Below are 23,120 nucleotides of genomic sequence, written 5' to 3'. Positions count from 1 at the left end.
AGCCGGTGCAGGGCTTATCGGTCAGACCCGGGCTTAAGAGCAGGCGTAGGGCGGGATCCTGTCCCAGACGTTGTAGGGCTGGAACCAGTGCTCGAAGCCCAGCCTTTCGGCGTCGTCCTCAAGGACGTCCAGGCTGCCCGAGAACAGCACTTCGCTGTCTGCGTCCTCCAGCAGGACTTCCTCCACCTGCGCCCGCCAGTCCTCCGGGAGGTCGAGTTCGTAGATGTCCTCGGTGATCTCCGCTTGGTCGAGCAGGCACCGGACGGCGAGTTCGGCAGCGAGGCATCCGGGGGCCGCCCAGCCGCGGACCAGGGACGCCGTGACGTCGGCGGCGACCACGATGAACTTTTGGGTGAATTTCGCGTCATAGCTGGCGGTGAACTGCGGCGGCAGCGAGGACAGCACCGAGGTTCCGGCGACGTCGGACGGGGTGAGGGTGTCGAGTTTGCTGAGAATGTCCAGATCCCGGAAAAGCTGGCCGATGAGGATGCTCGAGGAGTTCCACAGCAGGCCTGCCAGCAGGCGCGTCTGGCGCACGGCGTTCTGACGGTCCTCCGCCGGGACGGCGGCCATTTCCTCCAGGTCCTCCGGGTCGAACAGGAGCCGCTGCTCCGGCGTCATGTCATCCGGATGCGGGTCGAGGCCCAGCAGCTCGAGGCTCAGCCCGGTCAGCTTGTCGGCATCGGTCAGGAGTTCTTCGGTGATGTCGTCGTCGTCGGCGCTCATGGCCCCGATGCTACCCGCCATCCGTTCCGCGCCGGATTCGCGTTACGCGGAGGTGCCGGGCCGCAGTGTCACCGGGGCGGCAGTTCCCCTTCGAAAGAAGCCGCCCAATCCACCTCCGGGTTGGGTCCGGGGACCGCCACCCGGACCGTCAATTGGCCGGCGGGAATGACGGCGCTGACTTTGATCTTCTTGGTCTGACCCGGTTGCAGGATCCCCAGCCCTGCATCCGGGGTACTTGTCGCGGCGGCCGGCACGGTCTCGGCGAGCAGGCCGCGTTCGCCGTAGCGGACGATCAGGCTGCCCATTCCGGTGGCATCGAATGCCGCCGCGCTGCCGTTCTTCACCGTGATCTCGAAGACCGCAGCCACGCGGACCGTGCTGCCGGGCCCCGGGGCCTTCGTCCCGGCCGGGGTTGGCGTTGCGGTGGAGGGCAACGGCCCTTCAACGTTTTCGTATCCCAGTGGGCTAACGGAAACTTCAATCCCGCTCCTATAAACGAGCGCGCCGTTCCAGCCGCCGAACTTCATTCCCGGGACACAGCGGGCAATGCCATGGAGGCGGCCTTCGTCAAAATACCGGATGCGTTCAAACGAATCGCCATGATCGGCGCTGGAGGTCCAAGGAGTTTCATCGCCCAGTTCATTGAGACCCGCGGCGAGTTCCAGCGGAACCACGCTTGCCGCCGTGAGCGACGCGACCGGGCCCGACCTGCCGATGATCGTGATCGGCAGCGGCAGCACGCCCAGGGCGACGAGCATCCAGCCGGCCAGCGCGGTCCGCTTCAGGCCGAGCACGGCGGCCGGGAACGACAGTTCCACGACGCTGACGGCGATCACCGGTCCGTTCTCGCTGATGAATTCACGCAGGGCGGCGGGGTCGAAGGCAAGCCACACACGCCGCGATGAAGGCGGACGCGAGAGCGAGCAACAGGGGCGCGGTCGGGCCGGCCAGAACCAGGCTCCGACCGCGAGGATACCGAAATGTGCTGCGGGCAGCGTCGTAATGCTGGCCTGGGTCCTGAGGGCGGGCGGTAGGGGAAATAGACCCTATCTCCGGGCGGGTCGAGTATGCAATGTTGTCGCCATGTGGATCGTCGTGCTGCTCGTCATTGGGGTAGTGGTCGCTCTTTGGCACATCATCCTGGCCGGGCTCGTCCTTTGGGCGCTTGTGGCCTGCATCAGGTGGTGGATCGCGGCCTTCGCTGTAGCGAGGCCGAGCTACCCCCGAAGGCCTGTCCAGACCCGGCCTGTGTCCAGGCCCGGGAGGCCCGGGCCCGTTCGCGAGCTGCCCGCGCCCGACTACCTGCCCAGGTGGACTGCCAGCCGCCGGCTGGACGCCGGCCGCGAGCATGCCCAGTGGCAGGAAAAGTTCGACAGCGCAGCACAGTAAGACCCCGCCGGGCCTTCGACAGCGCAGCACAGTAAGACCCCGCCGGGCCTTCGACAGCGCAGCACAGTAAGACCCCGCCGGGCCTTCGACAGCGCAGCACAGTAAGACCCCGCCCGGCCGGGGTCAGGCAACGGCCCCCTGAAAGTGCTTTTCAATGATCCCCATAATGTCGTCATGGCAGCCGCCGCATCCTGTCCCGGCGCGGGTCGTGCCGGAGACTTCGGCCACCGTCCCGCAGCCGCCGGCCACCGCAGCGGCGATCCTGGTCCCGCTGACCCCCGCGCAGCGGCACAGCGTGCGCTCCGGGTCGGCGGCACCGGCAGCGGCCGCCTGGTCCGGCCCGTCGAGGCGCAGCAGCAGGGACCGGTCCGCTGGGAGCTCCGCGCCGCGCTCGAAGAGCTGCACCAGCTCGGCCCCGGTGCGGGGCATTCCCACCGCCACCAGGCCTTCGAGCACGCCGGCGCGGGTGGTCATCTTCACGTAGCGGCCGTGCTCGGGATCGGCCCACTGGGCGATCTGCAGCCTGGCCCTGCCATTCACGGCACCGGCACTCAAAATCTCCTCGTCCCACGGTTCGGCGGAAACGTCCCCGGCCACGGCCATGTTCATGCCGCGCGCCTTCAGCACCACCACGCCCGGCAGCTCCGCCGGAAGGGCCGGCAGGGCCTCGGCCCCGGGCGAGCCGGACGCGAGCAGCGTCAGGTATTCAGCGAGCCATTCGGCCTGCCGCCAGCCCGGGCCGACCAGACCGGACGGACCGTGCGCGGACCGGCATTGCGTGCAGTCCGGCTCGGGGCAGCGGACCTCGGCGCAGTCGCCGATCGCGAAAATGTGCGGCTCGTGGTGCGCCCGGAGCCGGTGGTCCACCAGGATCCCGGCACCGGTGGAGAGCCCGCAGCCCTCGGCGAGCTCGGTCCGCGGCCGCACGCCGCAGGAGAGCACCAGCAGGTCGCCGTCGATCGCAGACCCGTCATCGAGCAGCAGCGCCGAGAAGCCGCCGTCGGGCGCGGCGTGTTCCACACCGGTGGACCGGGCGTTGCCGGCCACCCGCACGCCGCAGGTCCGCAGCGACGCCGCGAGCACGGCGCCGCCGCCGCGGTCTATGTTGCGGCCCAGCGGATGCGGGCCGTTGTGCACCACTGTCACCGTGGCGCCTTCCTCGGCTGCGGCGAGGGCCGTCTCCAGGCCCAGCACGCCGCCGCCCAGCACCACCACACGCTTGCCGCCGGCCACAGCCGCCTGCAGGACCGCCGCGTCGCGAAGGTCCCGGAGCGCGGTGACGCCGGCAGGCAGCACGGGGGTGGTCGGGTCCGGGTTGAGTCCGGTGAGGTTGGGGATCACCGGTCGGGATCCGGTGGCGAAGACCAGCCGGTCGTAACCGGGGGAGGTGCCGTCGCTGAGGACCAGCTGCTGCCGGGCGCGGTCCACGCGGCGGACCCGGACGCCCAGCCGGACGTCGACGCCGTCGGCAATCAGTGCGGCGGAATCAGAGAGCGCCAGGGCCGACGCCGTGGTCCGGCCGACCCCGAGATCCGCCACGAGCACGCGGTTGTACGCGGCCTCGGCCTCCTCGCCGATCACCGTCAGGTGCGCGAGTCCGTTGCGGACCGCCGGCAGCAGCTCGTCGACCAGCCGCGCGGCCACCGGCCCGAAGCCCACAACAACAATGCGCTCAGTCATGACGCACCTTCCGTCTGCAGTTCATTGGCCGGCAGTTCAATGGCGCGGGGATCAGCAGCACCGGGCTTGACCCAGACGTCGCTGTTCTTGAACTCCGGCATCCCGGAGATCGGATCCGTGGCCGCCTCCGTGAGGCGGTTGGCGCTCTCCAGCTCCGGGAAGTGGAACGGCAGGAACACCGTTTCGGGGCGGATCTCCGTGCTCAGCTCGGCGCGGCAGGACACCTCGCCGCGTCCGTTGGAAATCGAGACAAGGTCGCCCTCGGCGATGCCCTGCGCTGCTGCGGCCGCCGGATGGATCTGCAGCCGCGCTTCCGGCTGGGCTGTGGCCAGCACGGCCACCCGGCGGGTCTGCGCACCGGACTGGTAATGCTCCATCAGCCGGCCGGTGATCAGGGTCATCGGCCTGCCGGACCGGGCCGGGGCGTCCGCGGAAGCCGAAGAACCAGCACGACGGCGGGGCGTCACCGGAGTGAACACCGCCCGCCCGTCCGCGTGGGCGAAGGAGTCCAGGAACAGTCGGGGGGTGCCCGTGCTGCCGGCAGCGTAGGGCCAGTAGGCGGCCTCGCCGCGGTCCAGCATGGCGTAGTCGATCCCGGAGTAGTCGGCCAGGCCGCCGGAGGAGGCGAGCCGGAGCTCCTCGAAGACAGTCTCCGGGTCCTCGCTGAACGTCGAGGGGGCGCCCAGGGCCTCGGCCAGCTGGGCCATGATCCACAGCTCGCTGCGCACCCCGGGCGGGGGAGCGAGGGCGCGGCGGCGGCGGATCACCCGGCCCTCGAGGTTGGTCAGGGTGCCTTCCTCCTCGGCCCACTGGGTGACCGGAAGGATCAGGTCCGCCTCGGCGGCGGTCTCGGAGAGGAAGAAATCGCAGACCACCAGGAAATCCAGGCTCCGCAGTCCGGCGATCACGGCGTTGGCGTCCGGCGCGGACACCGCCACGTTGGCGCCGTGCACGAAGAGGCACCGGACGCCGTCGGGCTGTCCCAGGGATTTGAGGAGCTGGACGGCGGGCAGGCCGGGGCCGGGAATGAGCGATTCCGGCACGCCCCAGACGGCGGCCATGTGGGCGCGGGCGGCGGGGTCGGTGATTTTCCGGTAGCCGGGGAGCTGGTCCGCCTTCTGGCCGTGTTCGCGGCCGCCTTGGCCGTTGCCCTGGCCGGTAAGCGTGCCGTAGCCGCTGCGCGCGGAACCGGGCAGGCCCAGCAGCAGGGCGAGGTTGATGGCCGCGGTGGCGGTGTCCGTGCCGTCGACGTGCTGTTCCACGCCGCGGCCGGTGAGGATGTAGCTGCCGCCCCGCCGGGACCCGTCAGCGAGCCGGCGGGCGGTGTCGCGGATCAGCCGGGCCGGGACGCCCGTGAGGGACTGCACCCGCTCGGGCCAGTAGGGGCCGACGCTGCGGACCAGGCCCTCGTACCCTGTGGTGCGGGCCGCGACGTAGCCAGCATCGGCCAGGCCCTCGTGGATCACGACATGGGAGAGGCCCAGCAGCAGGGCGAGGTCGGTGCCGGGCAGCGGCTGCAGGTGCAAGCCGCCGCCGTCGGAGGTGAAGGCCGCGGTGGCGGAGCGGCGGGGGTCCACCACGATCAGGCCGCCGGCGTCGCGGGCCCCCTGCAGGTGCTGCACGAACGGCGGCATGGTCTCGGCGACGTTGGAGCCGAGCATCAGGACGGTGCTGGCGGCATCGAGGTCTCCCAACGGGAAGGGCAGGCCGCGGTCCAGGCCGAAGGCGCGCATCCCGGCCGCGGCGGCGGAGGACATGCAGAACCGGCCGTTGTAGTCGATCCGTGAGGTGCCCAGGGCCAGCCGGGCGAACTTGCCCAGCTGGTAGGCCTTCTCGTTGGTGAGCCCACCGCCGCCGAAGACTCCGACGGCGTCCGCCCCGTGGCGGGCGCGGGTGGACTTCACCGCGGCGGCGATCCGCTCCAGCGCCTCGTCCCAGCCGATCGGGCGGCGGACGCCGTCGTCGCCCATGAGCAGCGGTTCGGTGACACGCCCGGGGTGGTCCAGCAGCGACGCCGAGGTCCAGCCCTTGCGGCACAGCCCGCCGCGGTTGGTGGGGAAATCCCGTCCGGCCACGTCCAGCAGGGCGGTGGCGGGTTGCTCCGGCACGGGGACTGACCCCGGCTGGGAAGCCGGGGTCAGTCCCGCCGGGGTGGTGAGCGTCATGGCGCACTGCAGAGCGCAGTAGGGGCAGTGCGTGTCGGCGCCGTTGGTCATGTTAGACGTGTCCTTTTCCGTTGCGGTTGGCGTTGCGGATGTAGCAGAACCAGCACACGGCCAGCATAAGGACATAGGCGCCGACGAAGCCGTAAAACGCGGGGGTGTAGGAGCCGCTGGCGCTGTTGGAGGCGTTGAGCACCTGCGGGATGACGAAGCCGCCGTACGCGCCGATGGCCGAGATCAGGCCGAGGGCGGAGGAGGCGAGGCGCTGGGTGGTGCGCGTGCTGGCACCGGCCTTGGCTGCCCGGCTGGAGGTGGCGAAGATGATCGGGATCATCCGGTACGTTGCACCGTTGCCGAAGCCGCTGGCGGTGAAGAGCAGCAGGAACAGGCCCAGGAAGAGCCAGAAGTTCTTCAGCGGCAGGGTCCAGACCATGGTCAGGGTGATGACGGCCATCGCGGCGAAGGCTGCGACGGTCATCCGGGCGCCGCCCATGCGGTCCGCCATGCGTCCGCCGTAGGGGCGGGCCAGCGAGCCGACCAGCGGGCCCAGGAAGGCGAAGGACAGGGCCACGGTGCCGACGCCGATGGAGGAGAACGCCGGGAAGTAGTCCTTGATGAGCTTGGGGAACACACCGGCGAAGCCGATGAAGGAGCCGAAGGTGCCGATGTACAGCAGCGCCATGATCCACAGGTGCGGTTCCTTGAGCGCGGCGAGCGAGCCCGCCACGTCGCCCTTGGCGCTGGTGAGGTTGTCCATGAACTTCCAGGCGCCGAACGCGGCGATCAGGATGAAGGGGACCCACATCCAGCCGGCCATGGGCAGGTTCACGGTGCCGGCGGCCAGCAGGGTGATGGCAATCGGGACGGCAAGCTGTGCGACGGCGGCGCCGAGGTTTCCGCCGGCGGCGTTCAGGCCCAACGCCCAGCCCTTCTCGCGGGCCGGGTAGAAGAAGGTGATGTTCGCCATCGAGCTGGCGAAGTTGCCTCCGCCGAAGCCGGCGAGGGCGGCCACGAACAGCATGGTGCCGAACGGGGTCTCCGGGTTGGCGACGCACAGGGCCAGGCCCGTCGAGGGGATCAGCAGCAGCAGGGCCGAGACGATGGTCCAGTTGCGGCCGCCGAAGCGGGGGACCATAAAGGTGTAGGGGATCCGGAGGGTGGCGCCGACCAGGCTGGGCATCGAGATGAGCCAGAAGATTTCCGAAGTGGTGAAGGTGAAGCCGGCCGCGGGCAGCTGGACCACCACAATCGACCAGAGCTGCCAGACGACGAAGCCGAGGAACTCGGCGAAGATGGACCAGTTCAAATTGCGGCGGGCGATGGTGCGTCCCTGGGACTCCCACTGTTCCTTATTCTCTGCATCCCAGTTGGCAATCCAGCGGCCGGGACGGTACTCAAGGGCGGGACCGCCGAGGGTGGTGCCGGTGTTGAGAGTGGCGGAAATGCCGGTTGGGGCATCTGCTGTGCGTTCAGCAGTCACGGGGACCTCCTTGGGGGATGTTGTCCCTTAAAACTAGGGAAGCCGCGTTTCCGGGACCCTCGCCGTTTGTTAACGTGCTGTGACGTTTGCCTATCGGCGCGTTGGTGGCGGGGTGAGGTGCCCGGTGAGGCGTAGTGTGATGACCACCACGTGAGACAAATCCCGGTATCCAAATAGTGGAACACTTGTCCATTGAATGGACGCCGGAAACTATTATGTAAGCATACGTATCCTCTTCCGGACGGTCTCGAGCAGGCCCCCGGTCTTCATGAAAGCGCCAATACATGTCATCCACTGCCACCTCCACGGAGCATGGGTCCGCCCAACCGGTGAACTCGCGCGGCCGCGTCATCGTCGCCAGCCTGGTTGGCACCACCGTTGAGTTCTATGACTTCTACGTGTACGCCACCGCCGCTGTCCTGGTTTTTCCGCGGCTGTTCTTCCCCGGCCAGAACGAGACCACCCAGCTGCTGAGCTCCTTCGCCGTGTTCGGCGTCGCGTTCATCGCCCGTCCGCTCGGGTCCATCGTTTTCGGCCACTTCGGTGACAAGTTCGGCCGCAAGGGCACCCTCGTGGCGTCGCTGCTGACCATGGGTATTGCCACCTTCCTCATCGGCTGCCTCCCGACGGCGCTCGTCCCGGGCTGGGAGTTCTGGGCGCCGGCACTGCTCGTCGTTATGCGCTTCGCCCAGGGCCTTGCCCTCGGCGGTGAATGGAGCGGGGCCGCCCTGCTGGCCACCGAGAACGCGCCGGCGAACAAGCGAGCCATCTACGGCACCTTCCCGCAACTGGGTGCGCCCATCGGCTTCATCATCGCCAACGTGATCTTCCTGGTCTTCAGCTACGCCCTGACGCCGGTGGCCTTCATGGAATGGGGCTGGCGTGTGCCGTTCCTGCTCAGTGCCGTGATGGTCATCATCGGCCTCTACGTCCGGCTCAAGCTGATCGAGACCCCGGCCTTCACCAAGGTCCTGGAGTCCAACGAGGTCGCCAAGCTGCCGCTGGCCCGGGTCTTCAACACCAGCTGGCGCCAGCTGATCCTGGGCACGTTCATCATGCTCGCTACCTACGTGCTGTTCTACCTGATGACCACGTTCACGCTGACCTACGGCACCCGGGCCTCCAGCCTGGACGCCGCAAAGGCCGCCGCGGAGAAGGCCGGCAAGCCGATGACCGAGGCCGCGGCCGCCGCGTTCGTCCCCGGCCTGGGCTACACCCGCAACGACTTCCTCTGGATGCTGATTGCCGGCGTCGTGTTCTTCGGCATCTTCACCCTGGTCTCCGGCCCGCTGGCTGAAAAGTACGGCCGCCGCAAGATGCTGATCGCCGTGACCCTCGGTATCATCGGCTTCGGAATGCTCTTCGTTCCGCTGTTCAGCGCCGGTTTCGTCGGCACGATGGCCCTGCTGATCATCGGATTCTCCCTGATGGGGCTGACCTTCGGGCCCATGGGTGCGCTGCTGCCGGAGCTGTTCCCGACCAACGTCCGGTACACCGGCTCCGCCATCAGCTACAACGTCTCAAGCATCCTCGGAGCGGCTGTGGCCCCGTTCATCGCCGTCTGGCTCTGGGAGATGGGCAAGGGCAGCCCCGCGCTGGTCGGCGTCTACCTCGCCTCGATGGCGGTGCTGACGCTGATCGCCCTGTTCGTCAGCAAGGAAACCCGCGACCTGGAGTACACCAACAACGTCGCCTGACGTACGTTCCCGGCTGGGACTGACGCTCCAGCCCGGTTACCGACAGAAATGCCCGGCGTGTTCACCGAACACGCCGGGCATTTCCGTGTCTGCGGGAGGAACCGAGAAAGTAACCGGGCAGGAGCGCCGCCGGGCCGTGCACCGGCAGACCGGGCAGGAGCGCCGTCGGGCCGTGCACCGGCGGACCGGGCAGGAGCGCCGTCGGGCCGCCTGGCGGCAGACCGGGCCTAGCGCGCGTACCGCTCCACGAAGTTCCGCAGGATCTTCATCGACTCCGTGGCCGTGAACCGCCGCGCGTCCTCCATCAGCCTTTCGGCGGATTCCGGCGGGAAGTAACCGGCATGGCGGTAGATGTCGATCCTGGTGGCCAACCCCTGCGCATCGAGTTCAGGGTGGAATTGGGTGGCGTACAGGTTGGTTTTGATGCGGAACATGTGCACCGGGCAGGCCGCGGAGCTGGCCAGCAGCACGGCGTGGGAGGGGAGCAGTGTGCAGGCTTCCTTGTGGCCGGTGAAGGCCGTGAAGCTCTCCGGTAGCCCCCGGAGCAGGGGGTCCACCAGCCCCTCTTCCGTGAGCGTGATGGTCACGCCGCCGAGCCCTTCGCCGTAGGTCCGGTCGATGACCGCGCCCTGGTGCCGGCCCAGTGTGCCGACCCCGTAGCAGGCGCCGAGGAAGGGAAAGTCCCGGGGTACGATCCGGTCGAGCAGGGCCGCGAGCTCATGCTCCACCCGGTGCTGGACGTCGCTTTTCTGCTCGGCGGGGTCGCTGGAAGTGAACGGGCTTCCGCCCACAATCACACCGGAGTAGTCGGAGAGGTCAAGCCGGGGCAGCGGAGCGGCTTCCATCCGGATCCGCCTCAGCTGCGAGGGTTCGAGCCCGCCGTAGCGCAGGTAGGCTTCGTATTCATCCTCGGCGGCGGCGTCCTCGGCCCGGGAGGCGAGGAGCAGAAAAGGTTTCACAGACCAAGTCTGCACGGGCGGGACGCGGGGGCGCCAGAGGCGCGCCTGCGTCCGGCCCGTCTAGCTGCTACTCGGCGGCGTCGTCCTCGATCAGCGCGATGATGGCGCCGGCGGAAACGGTCTCGCCCGCCGTGGCGGAGAGTCCGATGACGATTCCGGCGCGGTGCGCGGTGAGCGGCTGCTCCATCTTCATCGCCTCCAGTACCACCACCAGGTCGCCCTCGGCAACAAGGTCACCCTCAAGGACGGCCACCTTCACGATGGTGCCCTGCATCGGTGAGGTCAGGGCGTTGCCGCTGGCTGCCGCCACGGCGCCGCCGCTGCGGGAACGCTTCTTGGCCTTGGCCGGCTTGACGGCCCCCGAGCCGCCTCCGGTCCCCAGCGACGCCGGGAGGACGACCTCAAGGCGCTTGCCGCCGACCTCGACGACGACGCGCTGGCGTTCGCCGGCGTCGGGGGTTTCAGCCTCGGTACCGGACGGCGTCCAGGCGGGAATGTCGTTGACGAAAGCCGTCTCGATCCACCGGGTGTGGATCTTGAAGGGGCCCTCGGCGGGGGCGAAATCGGGGTTGGTGACCACCGCGAGGTCGAACGGAATGACGGTGGGGATGCCCTCCACCACCATCTCCTCGAGGGCGCGGCGGGCGCGCTGCAGGGCCTGCGGGCGGGTGGCGCCGGTGACGATCAGCTTGGAGAGCATCGAGTCGAAGTTGCCGCTGATGACGTCGCCCTGCTCCACGCCGGAGTCGATCCGGACGCCGGGGCCGGTCGGGTTCTTGAGCAGCGTGATGGTGCCCGGTGCGGGCATGAAGTTCCGGCCCGGGTCCTCGCCGGTGATACGGAATTCGATCGAGTGGCCACGGACTTCCGGGTCCCCGTAGCCGAGTTCCTCGCCGCGGGCCAGCCGGAACTGCTCGCGGACGAGGTCGATTCCGGTGACTTCCTCGGAGACGCAGTGCTCCACCTGGAGACGGGTGTTGACCTCGAGGAAGGAAATGGTACCGTCCTGGCCCACGAGGAACTCGCAGGTGCCGGCGCCGAGGTAGCCGGCTTCCTTGAGGATGGCCTTGGAGGATTCGTAGAGCCGGCGGTTCTGCTCCTCGGTGAGGAACGGGGCCGGTGCTTCTTCGACGAGCTTCTGGTTGCGGCGCTGCAACGAGCAGTCGCGGGTGGAGACCACCACGACGTTGCCGTAGGCGTCGGCGAGGCACTGGGTCTCGACGTGGCGCGGGGCGTCCAGGAAACGCTCGATAAAGCACTCGCCGCGGCCGAAGGCGGCAACGGCTTCACGGACGGCGGATTCGAACAGTTCGGGGATTTCCTCGCGGGTGCGGGCCACCTTGATGCCGCGTCCGCCGCCGCCGAAGGCTGCCTTGATGGCGACCGGCAGGCCGAACGTGTCCACAAATTCAAGGATTTCCTCGGCGGACTCGACCGGGTCGGCGGTGCCGGGAACCTGCGGGGCGCCGACCTTTTCGGCGATGTGGCGCGCCTGGACCTTGTCGCCCAGGGCGGAGATCGCGGCGGGGGAGGGCCCGATCCAGGTGATGCCGGCGTCGATCACCCTGGCGGCGAACTCGGCGTTCTCGGCCAGGAAGCCGTAGCCCGGGTGGATGGCGTCGGCACCGGAGCGGTGGGCCACCTCGATCAGCTTGTCCATCACGAGGTAGGACTCGGCGGCGGTGTTGCCGCCCAGGGCGTAGGCCTCGTCAGCAAGCCTGACGTGCAGCGCGTCGCGGTCCGGGTCCGCGTAGACCGCCACTGACGCGATGCCCTCATCGCGCGCGGCGCGGATGATGCGCACGGCGATTTCACCGCGGTTGGCGATCAGCACCTTGCTCAGCGGATGGGTGACTGCGGCGGTGCCTTCTGGGGCTGGTCGCTGCACGGGATTTGCGGACTGCTCCGAATTTGCTGACAAGGCGTCTCCTTCTTTCCTTCAGGGAGCCTAGCGCGGTTTTGTGGGTTCCGCCGATATTACTTGCGGATTCCGCGGGTAAAGCACCCAGCCTTTGTAGGGTTGCTACAAAGCTCTGCGAATTGGCTCACTCAGCCCGGAGCAGTGCGGGATCCGCCGCGCCGGTTGTCCACAATTCCGTGATGGGCACCTGCGCCTGGCCCAGCAGCCCGCGGAGGGTGGAGATGGACAGCCCGACGACGGCGTGCGGGTCGCCGTCGACCTTGCGGATGAAGGCGCCGCCGTAGCCGTCGATCGTGAAGGAGCCGGCGCACTGCAGCGGCTCGCCGGTGGCGATGTACGCGTCGATTTCCTCAGCGCTCATCTCCATGAAGTGGACCTCGGCGGAGGTGACGTGCCCGAGGGTTGCGCCGGAGCCGGCAGCCCCGGATTCATTGGAGTCCCCGGTGTCCCGGCAGTCGACGAGCCAGTGGCCGGTGTGCAGCACCCCCTTGCTGCCGCTCATCCGGAGCATCCGCTCCCTGGCGACCTCGGCCGTGTACGGTTTGCCGTGCGCCTCGCCGTCGAATTCGAAGACGGAATCGCAGCCGATCACCAGGGCGCCGTCGGCGTCGGGCAGGGAGGCGACGGACTCGGCCTTGGCCCGGGCGAGCAGCAGGGCGGTGTCGTGCGGGTCGGTGACGCCGTAGCGGGCCTGGACCGCGTCCTCGTCGACATCCGATACGAGGATCTCGTGCCGGATGCCGGCGTCGGTGAGCAACTTGGTGCGGGCGGGGGACTGGGAGGCAAGAATGAGGCGGGTCACCGCTCCAGCCTAGTTCCTAGGGCTCGTCGTCGCCGTGCTCTTTTTGTCAGAGGTCGATGAGAGCGTTAGTTCATGGACGGGAACCACGGACCGCAAGACGAACTCCTCAGCGCGATAGCGATGTGCGGCCGCGCGTTTGAAGAGGTTACTTTGCCCAAGAGCAACGCAGGACGGATTGAATTGTGGCGGCGGTTGGAGGAGCTGAACTCCGCATTGGCCACTGTCAGGACGCGCCTTGAAGTGGCGCTGGTCCTAAGCCGTGTGCCGACGTCTCCGTCCGAGGTGGGAACCTCCCCAATGGCCTCCGAAGCGGTTGACCGGCTTCTATTGGCCGTCAATAATGTCATAGCCTTCCGGGAAACTTGAGCCATGGACGGGACTCAGTCAACCGCGGCGGCTCTGGCAGCAGTGGGGTGCGACTGCGCCTGTAGTTGCGGGAAGGGGCCGGCAGCGGAAGATGCAGGCCTGGTGCTGCGCGGCGGCGTGCCTGAGGAGGACGGTGCGCGCGTGATTGCTGAAATCCGGTCCCTGGAAGACCAAAAGTCTGCCCTGGCTGCCCGTCAGGCCCGTCTGTCCGTCGCTTTCGACCTGCTCCAGCGCCGTGACCAGGCCGACGCCGGGATGCCAGCCGCGGAGCTGGGCTCCGGGGTCGGTGCGCAGATCGCCCTGGCCCGGCGGGAATCCCCGGCCCGCGGCGGCCGGCTCCTGGGCCTGGCGAAGGCCCTCGTCACCGAAATGCCCCACACGCTCGCGGCCCTGGACACCGGGCAGCTCAACGAATGGCGCGCCACCCTGCTGGTGAAGGAAACCGCGTGCCTGACCGCGGAGGACCGGGCCGCCGTCGACGCCGAACTCGCACCCGACACCGGAACCTTCGACGGCGCCGGGGACCGGGGAATCATCGCCGCGGCCCGCACCGCTGCCTGCCGGCGGGACCCGCGCTCGGTCACCCAGCGCGCCAGCCACGCGGCGGCCGAACGGCACGTCAGCCTCCGCCCGGCCCCGGACACCATGTGCTACCTCACCGCCCTGCTCCCCGTCACCCAGGGTGTCGCCGTCTACGCCGGCCCTGACCCGGCACGCGGACACCCTGCGGGCCTCCGGGGACCCCCGGACCCGCGGCCAGCTCATGGCCGACACCCTGGTCGAACGCACCACCGGAAAGGCCGGCGGGATCAGCGGGATCGAAATCCAGCTCGTCATTACCGACCGCACCCTCTTTCAAGGCGACAGCGAACCCGCCCGCCTCCCCGGCTACGGCATAGTCCCCGCCGGCTGGGCCCGGGAAATGCTCACCAACGCCGGAAAAGACGCTGGGACGGGCACTGAGGCAAAGTGCTCGGCGGGAAAGGGCACAGGCAGGGAGCGAACGGGGGCGGCGGGAACAGGTCCCCACGCGGGGGACAGCACCGGAGAGAAGTCCGGGGACAACGAAATGAACGTCTGGCTCCGCCGGCTCTACACCGCCCCCGGAGCGGGCGAGCTCACCGCGATGGACTCCCGGGCACGGCTCTTCCCGGCCGGGCTCCGCCGCTTCCTCACCGCCCGCGACGACACCTGCCGCACCCCCTTCTGCGACGCCCCCATCCGCCACTTCGACCACATCATCCCCTGGCACCACAACGGCCCAACCACCCGGAACAACGGCGCCGGGCTCTGCGAAGCCTGCAACCACACCAAAGAAACCCCCGGCTGGAGTTCCAGACCACGCCCCGGACCCCGGCACACCCTCGACGTCACCACCCCCACCGGCCACAGCTACCAATCCACCGCCCCGCCACTCCCGGGGTCCCCGGTCCGCCACGCGGAGCCGGACCTGGTCGTGGCAAAGAGCCAGGACCACCGCCGCCAACGCCGCTCCAGGGCCAAAGACCTCCACCGCACACGCAGGCAGAGCCAACTCGCAGCCTGAACGAACAACTGACAGCTTGAACGAACGACTTGCAGCCCGACTAAAGAACGGTGGAGCGCCGCCGGTCTGCCTGGATGGTGCCGCCGTCGGCCTCCGCCTGGTCCGCGGCGGTGCCGCCGCCGCTGGACGCCGGTTTCGCCGAACCTGCCCACAACAAAACCGCCCGCCGATCGGAATGATCGGCGGGCGGCTTGTCGACACCCAATATATGGCGGCCGGATGGCAGCCGGTGACGGCTACCGGGCGGTGGCCTCGGCTGCTTCCGGCACAGGACCCGGGACGTCAGCCGCAGGCTTGCGCAGCTTGGCGCCTTCGACGTCCACGTCCGGCAGGATGCGGTCCAGCCAGCGCGGCAGCCACCAGGCCTTTTCGCCGAGCAGGTACATCACGGCCGGGACGATAGTCATCCGGACCACGAAGGCGTCAATCAGCACACCGAAGGCCATGGCGAACCCGAGCGGCCGGACCATGTTCAGGTGGGAGAAGATGAAACCCGAGAACACGCTGACCATGATGATCGCGGCCGCGGTGACCACGGCGGCGGCGTGGCTGAAGCCCGAGCGGACCGCGTGCTTGGCCGATTCGCCGTGCATGTACGACTCCCGCATGCCGGAGGCTATGAACACCTGGTAGTCCATGGCCAGGCCGAACAGCACACCGATGAGGATGATCGGCAGGAAGCTCAGCACGGCGCCCGGATTCTCGACGCCGAAGATGGGCCCGAGCCAGCCCCACTGGTAGACGGCGACAACGGCACCGAAGGCGGCGGCGAGCGAGAGCAGGAATCCGCCGGTCGCCAGCAGCGGCACCCAGATGGAGCGGAAGACCAGCAGCAGCAGGACCAGCGAGAGACCGACCACGATCGCCAGATACGGCGGCAGTGCGTCGCCGAGCTTGGTGGACACGTCGACGTTCCCGGCGGTCTGGCCGGTGAGCCCGATGCTGACGCCGGTGGTGTCCTTGATCTGGCCCTTTTCGGCGCGGAGTTCGGAGACCACCTGGACGGTGCTGGCGCTGGCCGGACCCTCGTTCGGGATGACCTGGAACACCGCGGTGCGGCGGTCCTCGCTCAGGGCCAGCGGCACGGCGGCGCTGACATTCCCCGTCCCGCGCAGGATGTCCGCGACGTCGAACTGACTGGCCTGGGCCTCGGCCTCGCTGAGTCCCTCGGGGAGGTCACCCACCACGATGATCGGGCCGGTCATGCCCTCGCCGAAGCTCCGCTTGGTGACGTCGTAGGCCTGGAAGGCCTGCGACGCGACCGGCTCGGAGCTGGCGTCCGGAAGTGCGAGCCGCAGCTGGGCGGCGGGCAGGGCCACCACGCCGAGCAGGACCACTCCGGCCAGCAGGGCCAGCCACGGATGGTTGGTGACGATGCCGCCCCAGCCGTGGCTGCTGCGGTATTCGTCCTTGGCACGGTCCTCGGTTTCGTGGCCAGGCGCCGCATTATGCCGGTCCGCCTTGGCCCAGGACCGCCTGGAGATCAGTTTCCGGCCAATGAGGGAGAGCATGGCCGGCGTCAGGGTCAGGGCCACGACGACGGCGACGGCCACCGTGGCGGCGGCCGAGAGGCCCATGACGGCCAGGAACGGAAGGCCCGGAACAACCAGGGCCGCGAGGGCGATGATGACGGTCAGGCCGGCGAAGAGCACGGCGTTGCCGGACGTGCCGGTCGCCAGCGCCACGGACTCCTCGGCGTCCATGCCGTTGAGGAGCTGGCCGCGGTGCCGGTTGACGATGAACAGCGAATAGTCGATCCCGACGGCGAGGCCGAGCATCAGCGCCAGCATCGGTGAGATGGAGCTCATGTCCGTGGCGCCGCTGAGGGCGAACGTGCCGCCCACGCCGACGGCCACTCCCACGAGGGCCATCAGGAGCGGAAGTCCGGCGGCGATCAGGGTGCCGAGCATGATGATCAGGACCAGGGCTGCAACCGCGATGCCGATTATCTCGGCAGCGCCGAAGAGCTCGGAGATGTCCTCGCTGATTTCCTTGCTGGGCAGTGCGGTGACGTTGGCGGCCGACACCTCCTTGACGATGTCCTGGACTTCCTGGCGGACCTCCGGGTTGAGTCCGTTGATGGAGGTCTTGAACTGGACCTGGGCGATGGCGGCCTTGCCGTCCTCGGAGACGAAGCGCAGGCCCTGCGAGGCCTCCAGCTGGCGGGCGCCAAGGGCGAGCTTGGCCGCGCCGGTTTCCAGTTCCTGGGTGCCGGCGTCGAGCTTTGCCTGGCCTTCGGCGAGGGCCGCTTTCTGCTGGCCGAGCCGTGCCTCGATCGCAGCGGCCGGCATGCCGGCGGCCGCCATCTGCTGTGCGGCAGCGTCCAGCTGGACCTTTCCGGCGGCGAGCTCGGCAGCGGCCGTTTCCAGCTTGGCCTTCCCGGCAGCGGACTGCTCCTTGCCGGCGGCCAGATCGGTGACGGCCGCCTCCAGCTGCGCCTGGGTAGCGAAGGGGTCAACCGTGCCCTGGACGTCCGGGAGGGTTTCGAGCTTGGTGAGCGCGGCCGTGACGGCGTCCTTGCCCGCCTGGCTGAACATGGCGTCGTTGGCTTCGAACACCACGCTGGCGGAGCCGCCGGAGGACGAGGGCAGCTCGGTCTTGAGCTTGTCCGCCATCTGTTGGGTTTCGGTGCCGGGGATCTGGAAGTTATTGGACAAGGTGCCGTGGAAGGCGGCTGCCGCACCACCGACGGCCACCATGACGGCGAGCCAGACGGAGATAACCAGCCAGCGGTGGCGGTAGGAGAACTTGCCGAGGCGGTAGAGCATCAGGGCCATGTCAGTGCCGATCTGGGGAAGGGGTGGCGGTGGAGTTGCCGGCCGGGGTGGTGGCCTGGGTAGCTGAAGGGGCAGTGTCGGCGCGGGCGAATCCGGAGCCCAGCAGGCTCATGGAATCGATCAGGAGGTGCCGGAGGGTGGAGAGGGATTCCGGGGTGAGGGATCCGCCGCATTGGGCGAACCACACGTCCATCGCGGCTTTGCCGCAGGAGATGACTGAGCCGGCCAGGGCGCGGAGGTACAGTTCGTCGAGTTCGACGCCGCCGCCGGCACTGAAGCGCTCGCGGGCCGCGGAAATGATCTGGGCCGTGCAGTGGTCCCAGGCTTCCAGCTCGGACCTGCTGAGTTGCGGATTGGCCTGGCCAAGGCTGTACAGCTCGGCCAGCGGCGCCACGGTCATCGGATCTGCGAGTTCCACGAGGGCGGCACGGGCCGATTCCATGAAGGGTTCCCCGACCGGCCGCAGCCGGAACTGCTGAAGCGCCGTGTCGAGGAAGCCGAAGGTGACGGCGGCAATGGCGGCTTCGGTGCTGCCGAAGTAGTTGAAGAAGGTACGGCGGGAGATGCCGGCGGCGTCGGCAATGTCCTCGACCGTGAAGTTGCCGGGCCCGTTGGAGCGGAGGAGCCCCAGGGCGGCGTCGGTGATCGCCTGTCGCGTGGCGGCTTTGTTCAACTCGCGGCGCGAGGGCACTCCGGACGGGGGATCCGACGCCGGAGGCGTGGCTGGGTGCGGGGAAACGGAAGTGGGCACGTAATTACACTACGTGCATGTTTGCACTCAGGGCAAGGTTTCTTCTGCGTTGGGCTTCGTCAGGTAAACGGACTGGCCGGTGGCGCCGGGTTCGCCCTCCGGAATGGGAATCGCGAACACGGCCGTGCCGTAGGCGCAGACCTCGGTCCAGGTCGTCCCCAGCTGCGAATTGTCAAAGCGCATGGCAACAATGGCGTTGGCTCCGCGCTGCTCTGCCTCGGTAACCATCCGGGCCATGACCTGCTGCCTGCTCTCGGCGAGCATGCGCGTCATCTCGGGCAATTCCCCGCCGCCGATTGAACGGAAACCGGCCAACATTTGGTTGCCGATATCCCGGGCACGGACGGTGAGCCCCATCACCTCGCCAAAAACAGCGTCTATCCGGTGGCCGGGGATGTCATTGGAAGTTACGATCAGCATGCCCTGAGCCTACCCATTCCGGGACGCACTGCCCGAATCAGCCACGGAGACCCGGCGCCATGTCGGCGCGGTGGCCCTTCCCAACTTTCACAGGTAGATGAAAGGTTCTGGACAGCTCCTGCAGAAGCGGCCGCCGGAGACTGGAACTACGTCTTGGAAGAGACAACAACCAATCGCAGCCGTCACCTTGCTGCAGTCCAGGAGATCGCACATGTCACGTACCAAGAGAATAACGCTCGCCATTTCGGCCGGGGCCCTGGCCCTGGGCGCCGGCCTGGGAGTCACCGGGATGGCCTCAGCAGCCACCACCCAGGCCCCCACGTCCAGTGCTTCGGCAGAAGCGGTGCCCGGCCCCTCCGACGGTCAGGGCATGCGCGGCGGCCATGGACCCGGCCGGGGCGGAGAGCGCGGCGGCGCACGGGCGGCCGAACTGGCCGCCAGGCTCGGCGTTGACGAGGCCAAAGTGACCGAGGCCCTGCAGGCCTTCCGGGACGCCAACAAGCCGACCACCCCGCCGGCCGAGGGCGCCAAGCCGGACCGCACCACCAGGGACGCGGCACTGGCGAAATCGCTGGCGGAGTCGTTGGGCCTTGAGGAATCCAAGGTCACCGCGGCCCTGGAGGAGCTGCGGACCGCGGCCCAGGCGGACCGCGCCGCGGCATTGAAGACCAAGCTGGATACGGCGGTCGCCGACGGCACACTGACCCAGGCCGAGGCGGACGCCGTCGCCAAGGCCGTCGAGAAGGGCGTGATTGGCGGAGGCAGGGGCGGACACTAGGCGCCACCGCCGACCCGTCTTGACGCGGTTTAACAGGGGAAGTCCCCGGGAGTTTCCCGGGGACTTCCCCTGTTAGGGCCGGCGCCGTTCAGGGCTGGTGCAGTCGGCTACGCCCTGGTGCCGGCCAGCTCGCGGTCTTCCGGCGATGCCGCGGGAGCGGCGGCAGCGGAGGGGTCGACGGCGGCGGTGTTGACTGCCGCGGCGTCGTCGGCTGTGTTGTCGACTTCGTCACGGAACGGGTCACCGGTGCGCGGTGCGTTGTACAGCGCTTCGTCAAGGATGCCCTGGCGCTTGGCCACGATCGTGGGGATCAGGGCCTGCCCGGCCACGTTGACCGCGGTGCGGCCCATGTCCAGGATCGGGTCGATCGCCAGCAGCAGCCCGACGCCGGCCAGCGGCAGTCCCAGCGTGGAGAGCGTCAGGGTCAGCATCACGACGGCGCCGGTGGTGCCGGCGGTCGCGGCGGAGCCGAGCACGGAGACGAGGGCGATCAGCAGATACTGGGTGACGTCGAGCTGGATGCCGAAAAACTGGGCCACAAAGATCGCCGAGATGGCGGGGTAGATCGCAGCGCAGCCGTCCATCTTGGTGGTGGCCCCCAGCGGGACGGCGAAGGAGGCGTAGGCGCGGGGGACACCCAGGCTGCGTTCGGTCACACGCTGGGTCAGCGGCAGGGTGCCCACCGAGGAGCGCGAGACGAAGGCCAGCTGCACGGCTGGCCAGACGCCGGAGAAGTACTGCTTGATGGACAGGCCATGGGCGCGGACCAGGACCGGGTAGACAACGAACAGCACGAGGGCCAGGCCCACGTAGATGGCGAAGGTGAACTTGCCCAGGGAGCCGATGGTGTCCCAGCCGTAAATTGCCACAGCGTTGCCGATCAGGCCGACGGTGCCGATCGGGGCGATCCGGATGATCCACCAGAGGACCTTCTGGATCACGGCCAGGGCGGAGGCGTTGAGCGTCAGGAAGGGTTCGGCCGCCTTGCCCACCTTGAGCGCCGCGATGCCGACGGCGACCGCGATCACCAGGATCTGCAGGACGTTGAAGCTCACCGCGGTGGTGGCGACGCCCTCGGTCACGGTGGTGCTGGCGCCGAGGCCCAGGAAGTTCTTCGGGAACAGCCCGGTCAGGAACGCCCACCAGTCACCGGACTTGCCGGCGTATTTGGCTTCCTGCGTGATTCCGGTGTTGGCGCCGGGCTGCAGGAACACGCCCAGGCCGATGCCGATCAGCACGGAGATCAGTGCGGTGATGGCGAACCAGAGCAGCGTGTTCCAGGCCAGCCGGGCGGCGTTGGACACGGCCCGCAGGTTGGAGATGGAGCTGACCACGGCGGTGAAGATGAGGGGCACGACGGCAGTCTGCAGCAGCGAGACATAGCTCGAGCCGATGGTCTGCAGTGTGGCGCCGAGGGCGTTGGGGCTCGCCTTGGTGCTGCCCGTGTACTTGGCCAGCAGGCCCAGTCCCAGGCCCACGATCAGGGCGGCGATGATCTGGAAGCCGAACGAGCCGGCCCATTTGGGCAGCTGGAAGCCGGTCTTTCCGGCGGGTGCGGGGGTGCTTGTCTGAGTGCTCACCGGATCACGCTAGGTCCGGCGCCACTAGCACGTCGAACGGATGTTGAGAAATATGACGCGGCACCTTTTCGGCCAATGAGGCCGGAACCCTGCAACGGCGCCGGAGGACACCCCGTGTGTGAAGTTATTCCCGGGCCGGTTGTGGCGATTGTCTCCCACGTTGCCCGGGATTTGAGCCGAGGTGACAGTTCGCGCCCGTGGGGTGGACGATCATGGGCGCGAACTGTCACCTCAACGGTGCTGACTCGGCAGTGCGCTTGCCGGCGGCGCTGACTCGGCAGTGCGCTTGCCGGCGGTGCTACCCGAGCAGGGCGCTTGCCGGCGGCGCTACCGGAGCAGGGCGCGCTTGAGGGTGTCGAGGCCGACCGAGCCGATGTTGAGGGCCTTGGTGTGGAAGGCCTTCAGCTCGAAGCCGGGGCGGGATTCAAGCTCGGCGCGGATCTGCTCCCAGAGCCGCTGGCCCACCTTGTAGGACGGCGCCTGGCCCGGCCAGCCGAGGTAGCGGGTGAACTCGAAGTTCAGCTGGCCTTCGCTGATCGCGAGGTTCTGCTGGAGGAACCCGTAGCCCTTGTCCGGAGTCCAGGTGCCCGACCCCCAACGCTCGGGCACCTCCAGCTCCAGGTGGACGCCGATGTCGAACACCACGCGGGCGGCCCGCATGCGCTGCATATCCAGCATGCCCATGTGGTCACCGGGATCCTTGAGGTAGCCCAGCTCCTGCATCAGCTTCTCGGCGTAGAGTGCCCAGCCTTCGCCGTGCCCGGAGGTCCAGCAGACGTTCCGGCGCCACTTGTTGAGCAGTTCGCGGCGGTAGGTGGCGGTCGCTATCTGCAGGTGGTGGCCCGGGACGCCCTCGTGGTAGACCGTGGTGGTCTCGGCCCAGGTGGTGAAAGTGTCCTCGCCCGGCGGCACGGACCACCACATGCGGCCCGGGCGGCTGAAGTCGTCCGAGGGGCCGGTGTAATAGATGCCGCCCTCGTCGGTCGGGGCGATCCTGCACTCCAGGGTCTTCATGACGTCGGGGATGTCGAAGTGCACGCCGGAGAGGTCGGCCACGGCCTTGTCGGAGAGTTCCTGCATCCACACCCGGAGCGCCTCGGTGCCCTTGAGCTGCCGGGCGGGATCGTTGTTGAGGACTTCCTTGGCTTCCTCGATCGTGGCGCCGGGGCGGATTTCCCCGGCCACCCGCTCCTGTTCGGCGATCAGGCGGTCGAGTTCCTGCACGCCCCAGGCGTAGGTTTCCGCTAAGTCCACGGCGGCGCCGAGGAAGACGCGGGAGGCCAGTGCGTAGCGTTCGCTGCCCACAGCGTCCTTCTCCGGCGCTGCGGGCAGCAGTTCGGACTCCAGGAAGCCGGCCAGCCGGGAGTAGGCCACCCGGGCATCAGCGGCGCCGGCGTCGAGCCTGGCCTGAAGCTCCGGCGAAAGCGGCCCTTCGGCTATCTTGGCGCCGGCCGCGAGCTTCGCGAAGAAGCCGTCCGGTGCGGCGTACTTGGTGGTCTGCTCGATGACGATTGCGACCTGTCGGGCTGCGGAGACCTTGCCGTCGTCCTTGGCGGCGCGCAGGGACTTGATATAGCCGTCGATGGCGCCCGTGACGCTGTGTGCCCGGCCCGCGATGTGCTCCCAGTCCTCGGCGGTGGCCGTGGGCATGAGATCGAAGATGGCGCGGATCTGCTGGGCGGGCGACTCGATGTTGTTCAGCTCGGCCAGGTCCCAGCCGGATGCGTGGAGTTCCAGTTGCAGGCCCAGGCGCTCGCGCATGGCATCCAGGGTGACGGCGTCGACGTCGTCCGCCGGCCCCAGGCCCTCCAGCGCCGCCAGCGTCTCGCGCGCGGCGGCGGCGAACTCCTCGTGCCCGGCGGGGGAGAAGTCCTGGTATTCGGTCTCGTGCCCGGGGATCCCGAGCTCGGTGGCGAAGCTTGGGTTCAGCCGGATCAGGGTGTCCGTGAAGGCATCGGCGACGGCATCGATGGCGGTGTGCGGGCGCACTGGAACGGTGTTGTTGGCGGCAGTGTTGTCAGTGGGTTCGGTAGTCACCCGAAAGACATTAGCCGGGCCGGCGCCGTTATGAAAGGGTTGCTGCACT

At 68.6% G+C, this 23,120-nt stretch carries 16 protein-coding genes and 1 pseudogene; 4 read left to right on the top strand and 13 right to left on the bottom strand.

Annotation, left to right across the window (positions count from 1 at the left end; genetic code table 11):
• Nucleotides 1-33: 33 nt before the first annotated feature.
• Together ACZYZ3_RS09695 and ACZYZ3_RS09690 are read right to left on the bottom strand one after the other, a co-directional pair.
• Entirely contained in the window at nt 34-726 is a 693-nt protein-coding gene (locus tag ACZYZ3_RS09695) for a hypothetical protein (RefSeq protein WP_463963617.1), read from the bottom strand.
• A 68-nt stretch (nt 727-794) separates the two neighbouring features.
• On the bottom strand, nt 795-1,619 hold the full coding sequence (locus ACZYZ3_RS09690; protein WP_463963616.1) for a hypothetical protein: 825 nt from the start codon (nt 1,617-1,619) through the stop codon (nt 795-797).
• Nucleotides 1,620-1,809: 190 nt separating this feature from the next.
• Between ACZYZ3_RS09690 and ACZYZ3_RS09685 the strand changes: the two genes are divergently transcribed.
• The gene (locus tag ACZYZ3_RS09685; protein WP_463963615.1) at nt 1,810-2,115 is read left to right on the top strand and encodes a hypothetical protein; all 306 of its coding nucleotides are present in this window, start codon (nt 1,810-1,812) and stop codon (nt 2,113-2,115) included.
• 123 nt (nt 2,116-2,238) lie between these two features.
• Here ACZYZ3_RS09685 and ACZYZ3_RS09680 read toward each other — a convergent pair whose 3' ends face one another.
• The 3 genes from ACZYZ3_RS09680 to ACZYZ3_RS09670 are packed head-to-tail and all read right to left on the bottom strand — an operon-like array spanning nt 2,239 to nt 7,437.
• Nucleotides 2,239-3,795, bottom strand: a complete 1,557-nt coding sequence (locus ACZYZ3_RS09680; protein ID WP_463963614.1) for an FAD-dependent oxidoreductase — start codon at nt 3,793-3,795, stop codon at nt 2,239-2,241.
• Nucleotides 3,792-6,011 carry a molybdopterin oxidoreductase family protein gene (locus tag ACZYZ3_RS09675; RefSeq protein WP_463963613.1) on the bottom strand — a complete coding sequence of 740 codons (2,220 nt, stop codon included), beginning with the start codon at nt 6,009-6,011 and terminating at the stop codon, nt 3,792-3,794. The genes ACZYZ3_RS09680 and ACZYZ3_RS09675 overlap by 4 nt, the downstream gene beginning before the upstream one ends.
• A 1-nt stretch (nt 6,012) precedes the next feature.
• On the bottom strand, nt 6,013-7,437 hold the full coding sequence (locus tag ACZYZ3_RS09670) for an MFS transporter (RefSeq protein WP_463963612.1): 1,425 nt from the start codon (nt 7,435-7,437) through the stop codon (nt 6,013-6,015).
• 284 nt (nt 7,438-7,721) lie between these two features.
• Here ACZYZ3_RS09670 and ACZYZ3_RS09665 point away from each other — a divergent pair, with 284 nt between their 5' ends.
• A complete protein-coding gene (locus ACZYZ3_RS09665) occupies nt 7,722-9,134 on the top strand; it encodes an MFS transporter (RefSeq protein ID WP_463963611.1) in 1,413 nt (470 codons plus the stop codon).
• A gap of 227 nt (nt 9,135-9,361) precedes the next feature.
• On the opposite strand, the gene ACZYZ3_RS09660 is transcribed toward ACZYZ3_RS09665, so the two are convergent.
• The 3 genes from ACZYZ3_RS09660 to ACZYZ3_RS09650 all read right to left on the bottom strand — a co-directional run bounded on the left by ACZYZ3_RS09660 (nt 9,362) and on the right by ACZYZ3_RS09650 (nt 12,816).
• The gene (locus ACZYZ3_RS09660; RefSeq protein ID WP_463963610.1) at nt 9,362-10,093 is read right to left on the bottom strand and encodes a glutamine amidotransferase; all 732 of its coding nucleotides are present in this window, start codon (nt 10,091-10,093) and stop codon (nt 9,362-9,364) included.
• Nucleotides 10,094-10,160: 67 nt separating this feature from the next.
• Nucleotides 10,161-11,981: an acetyl/propionyl/methylcrotonyl-CoA carboxylase subunit alpha gene (locus ACZYZ3_RS09655; protein ID WP_463963708.1), complete on the bottom strand. Its 1,821-nt coding sequence runs from the start codon at nt 11,979-11,981 to the stop codon at nt 10,161-10,163.
• Nucleotides 11,982-12,138: 157 nt separating this feature from the next.
• Nucleotides 12,139-12,816, bottom strand: a complete 678-nt coding sequence (locus tag ACZYZ3_RS09650) for a Maf family protein (RefSeq protein WP_463963609.1) — start codon at nt 12,814-12,816, stop codon at nt 12,139-12,141.
• A 369-nt stretch (nt 12,817-13,185) separates the two neighbouring features.
• Between ACZYZ3_RS09650 and ACZYZ3_RS09645 the strand changes: the two are divergent.
• Nucleotides 13,186-14,728: pseudogene (locus ACZYZ3_RS09645) on the top strand (HNH endonuclease).
• 236 nt (nt 14,729-14,964) lie between these two features.
• Here ACZYZ3_RS09645 and ACZYZ3_RS09640 read toward each other — a convergent pair.
• From ACZYZ3_RS09640 to ACZYZ3_RS09630, 3 genes are read right to left on the bottom strand one after another with little or no spacing between them, the layout of a single operon-like run.
• On the bottom strand, nt 14,965-17,505 hold the full coding sequence (locus tag ACZYZ3_RS09640) for an MMPL family transporter (RefSeq protein WP_463963608.1): 2,541 nt from the start codon (nt 17,503-17,505) through the stop codon (nt 14,965-14,967).
• Between the two features lies 1 nt (nt 17,506).
• Nucleotides 17,507-18,256, bottom strand: coding sequence for a TetR/AcrR family transcriptional regulator (locus tag ACZYZ3_RS09635; RefSeq protein WP_463963607.1), 750 nt, complete (start codon nt 18,254-18,256; stop codon nt 17,507-17,509).
• 27 nt (nt 18,257-18,283) lie between these two features.
• Nucleotides 18,284-18,676 (bottom strand): YbjQ family protein, encoded by a 393-nt coding sequence (locus ACZYZ3_RS09630; protein ID WP_463963606.1) that lies wholly within the window; start codon nt 18,674-18,676, stop codon nt 18,284-18,286.
• A gap of 211 nt (nt 18,677-18,887) precedes the next feature.
• Here ACZYZ3_RS09630 and ACZYZ3_RS09625 point away from each other — a divergent pair, with 211 nt between their 5' ends.
• Nucleotides 18,888-19,454 (top strand): hypothetical protein, encoded by a 567-nt coding sequence (locus ACZYZ3_RS09625; RefSeq protein ID WP_463963605.1) that lies wholly within the window; start codon nt 18,888-18,890, stop codon nt 19,452-19,454.
• Between the two features lie 107 nt (nt 19,455-19,561).
• On the opposite strand, the gene ACZYZ3_RS09620 is transcribed toward ACZYZ3_RS09625, so the two are convergent.
• Together ACZYZ3_RS09620 and ACZYZ3_RS09615 are read right to left on the bottom strand one after the other, a co-directional pair.
• Entirely contained in the window at nt 19,562-21,034 is a 1,473-nt protein-coding gene (locus tag ACZYZ3_RS09620; protein WP_463963604.1) for a dicarboxylate/amino acid:cation symporter, read from the bottom strand.
• A 327-nt stretch (nt 21,035-21,361) separates the two neighbouring features.
• Nucleotides 21,362-23,071, bottom strand: a complete 1,710-nt coding sequence (locus tag ACZYZ3_RS09615; protein ID WP_463963603.1) for a DUF885 domain-containing protein — start codon at nt 23,069-23,071, stop codon at nt 21,362-21,364.
• Nucleotides 23,072-23,120: the final 49 nt, after the last annotated feature.

It is taken from the genome of Pseudarthrobacter linnaei (assembly GCF_055412825.1).
This window is presented reverse-complemented; position numbering and strand designations above follow the sequence as displayed.

What these genes read in the sequence shown, in the direction of transcription:
- ACZYZ3_RS09640 (WP_463963608.1), bottom strand. Translation starts at nt 17,505, where the DNA reads ATGGCCCTGATGCTCTACCGCCTCGGCAAGTTCTCCTACCGCCACCGC.
- ACZYZ3_RS09630 (WP_463963606.1), bottom strand. Translation starts at nt 18,676, where the DNA reads ATGCTGATCGTAACTTCCAATGACATCCCCGGCCACCGGATAGACGCT.
- ACZYZ3_RS09675 (WP_463963613.1), bottom strand. Translation starts at nt 6,011, where the DNA reads ATGACCAACGGCGCCGACACGCACTGCCCCTACTGCGCTCTGCAGTGC.
- ACZYZ3_RS09625 (WP_463963605.1), top strand. Translation starts at nt 18,888, where the DNA reads ATGTCACGTACCAAGAGAATAACGCTCGCCATTTCGGCCGGGGCCCTG.
- ACZYZ3_RS09685 (WP_463963615.1), top strand. Translation starts at nt 1,810, where the DNA reads ATGTGGATCGTCGTGCTGCTCGTCATTGGGGTAGTGGTCGCTCTTTGG.
- ACZYZ3_RS09695 (WP_463963617.1), bottom strand. Translation starts at nt 726, where the DNA reads ATGAGCGCCGACGACGACGACATCACCGAAGAACTCCTGACCGATGCC.
- ACZYZ3_RS09680 (WP_463963614.1), bottom strand. Translation starts at nt 3,795, where the DNA reads ATGACTGAGCGCATTGTTGTTGTGGGCTTCGGGCCGGTGGCCGCGCGG.
- ACZYZ3_RS09665 (WP_463963611.1), top strand. Translation starts at nt 7,722, where the DNA reads ATGTCATCCACTGCCACCTCCACGGAGCATGGGTCCGCCCAACCGGTG.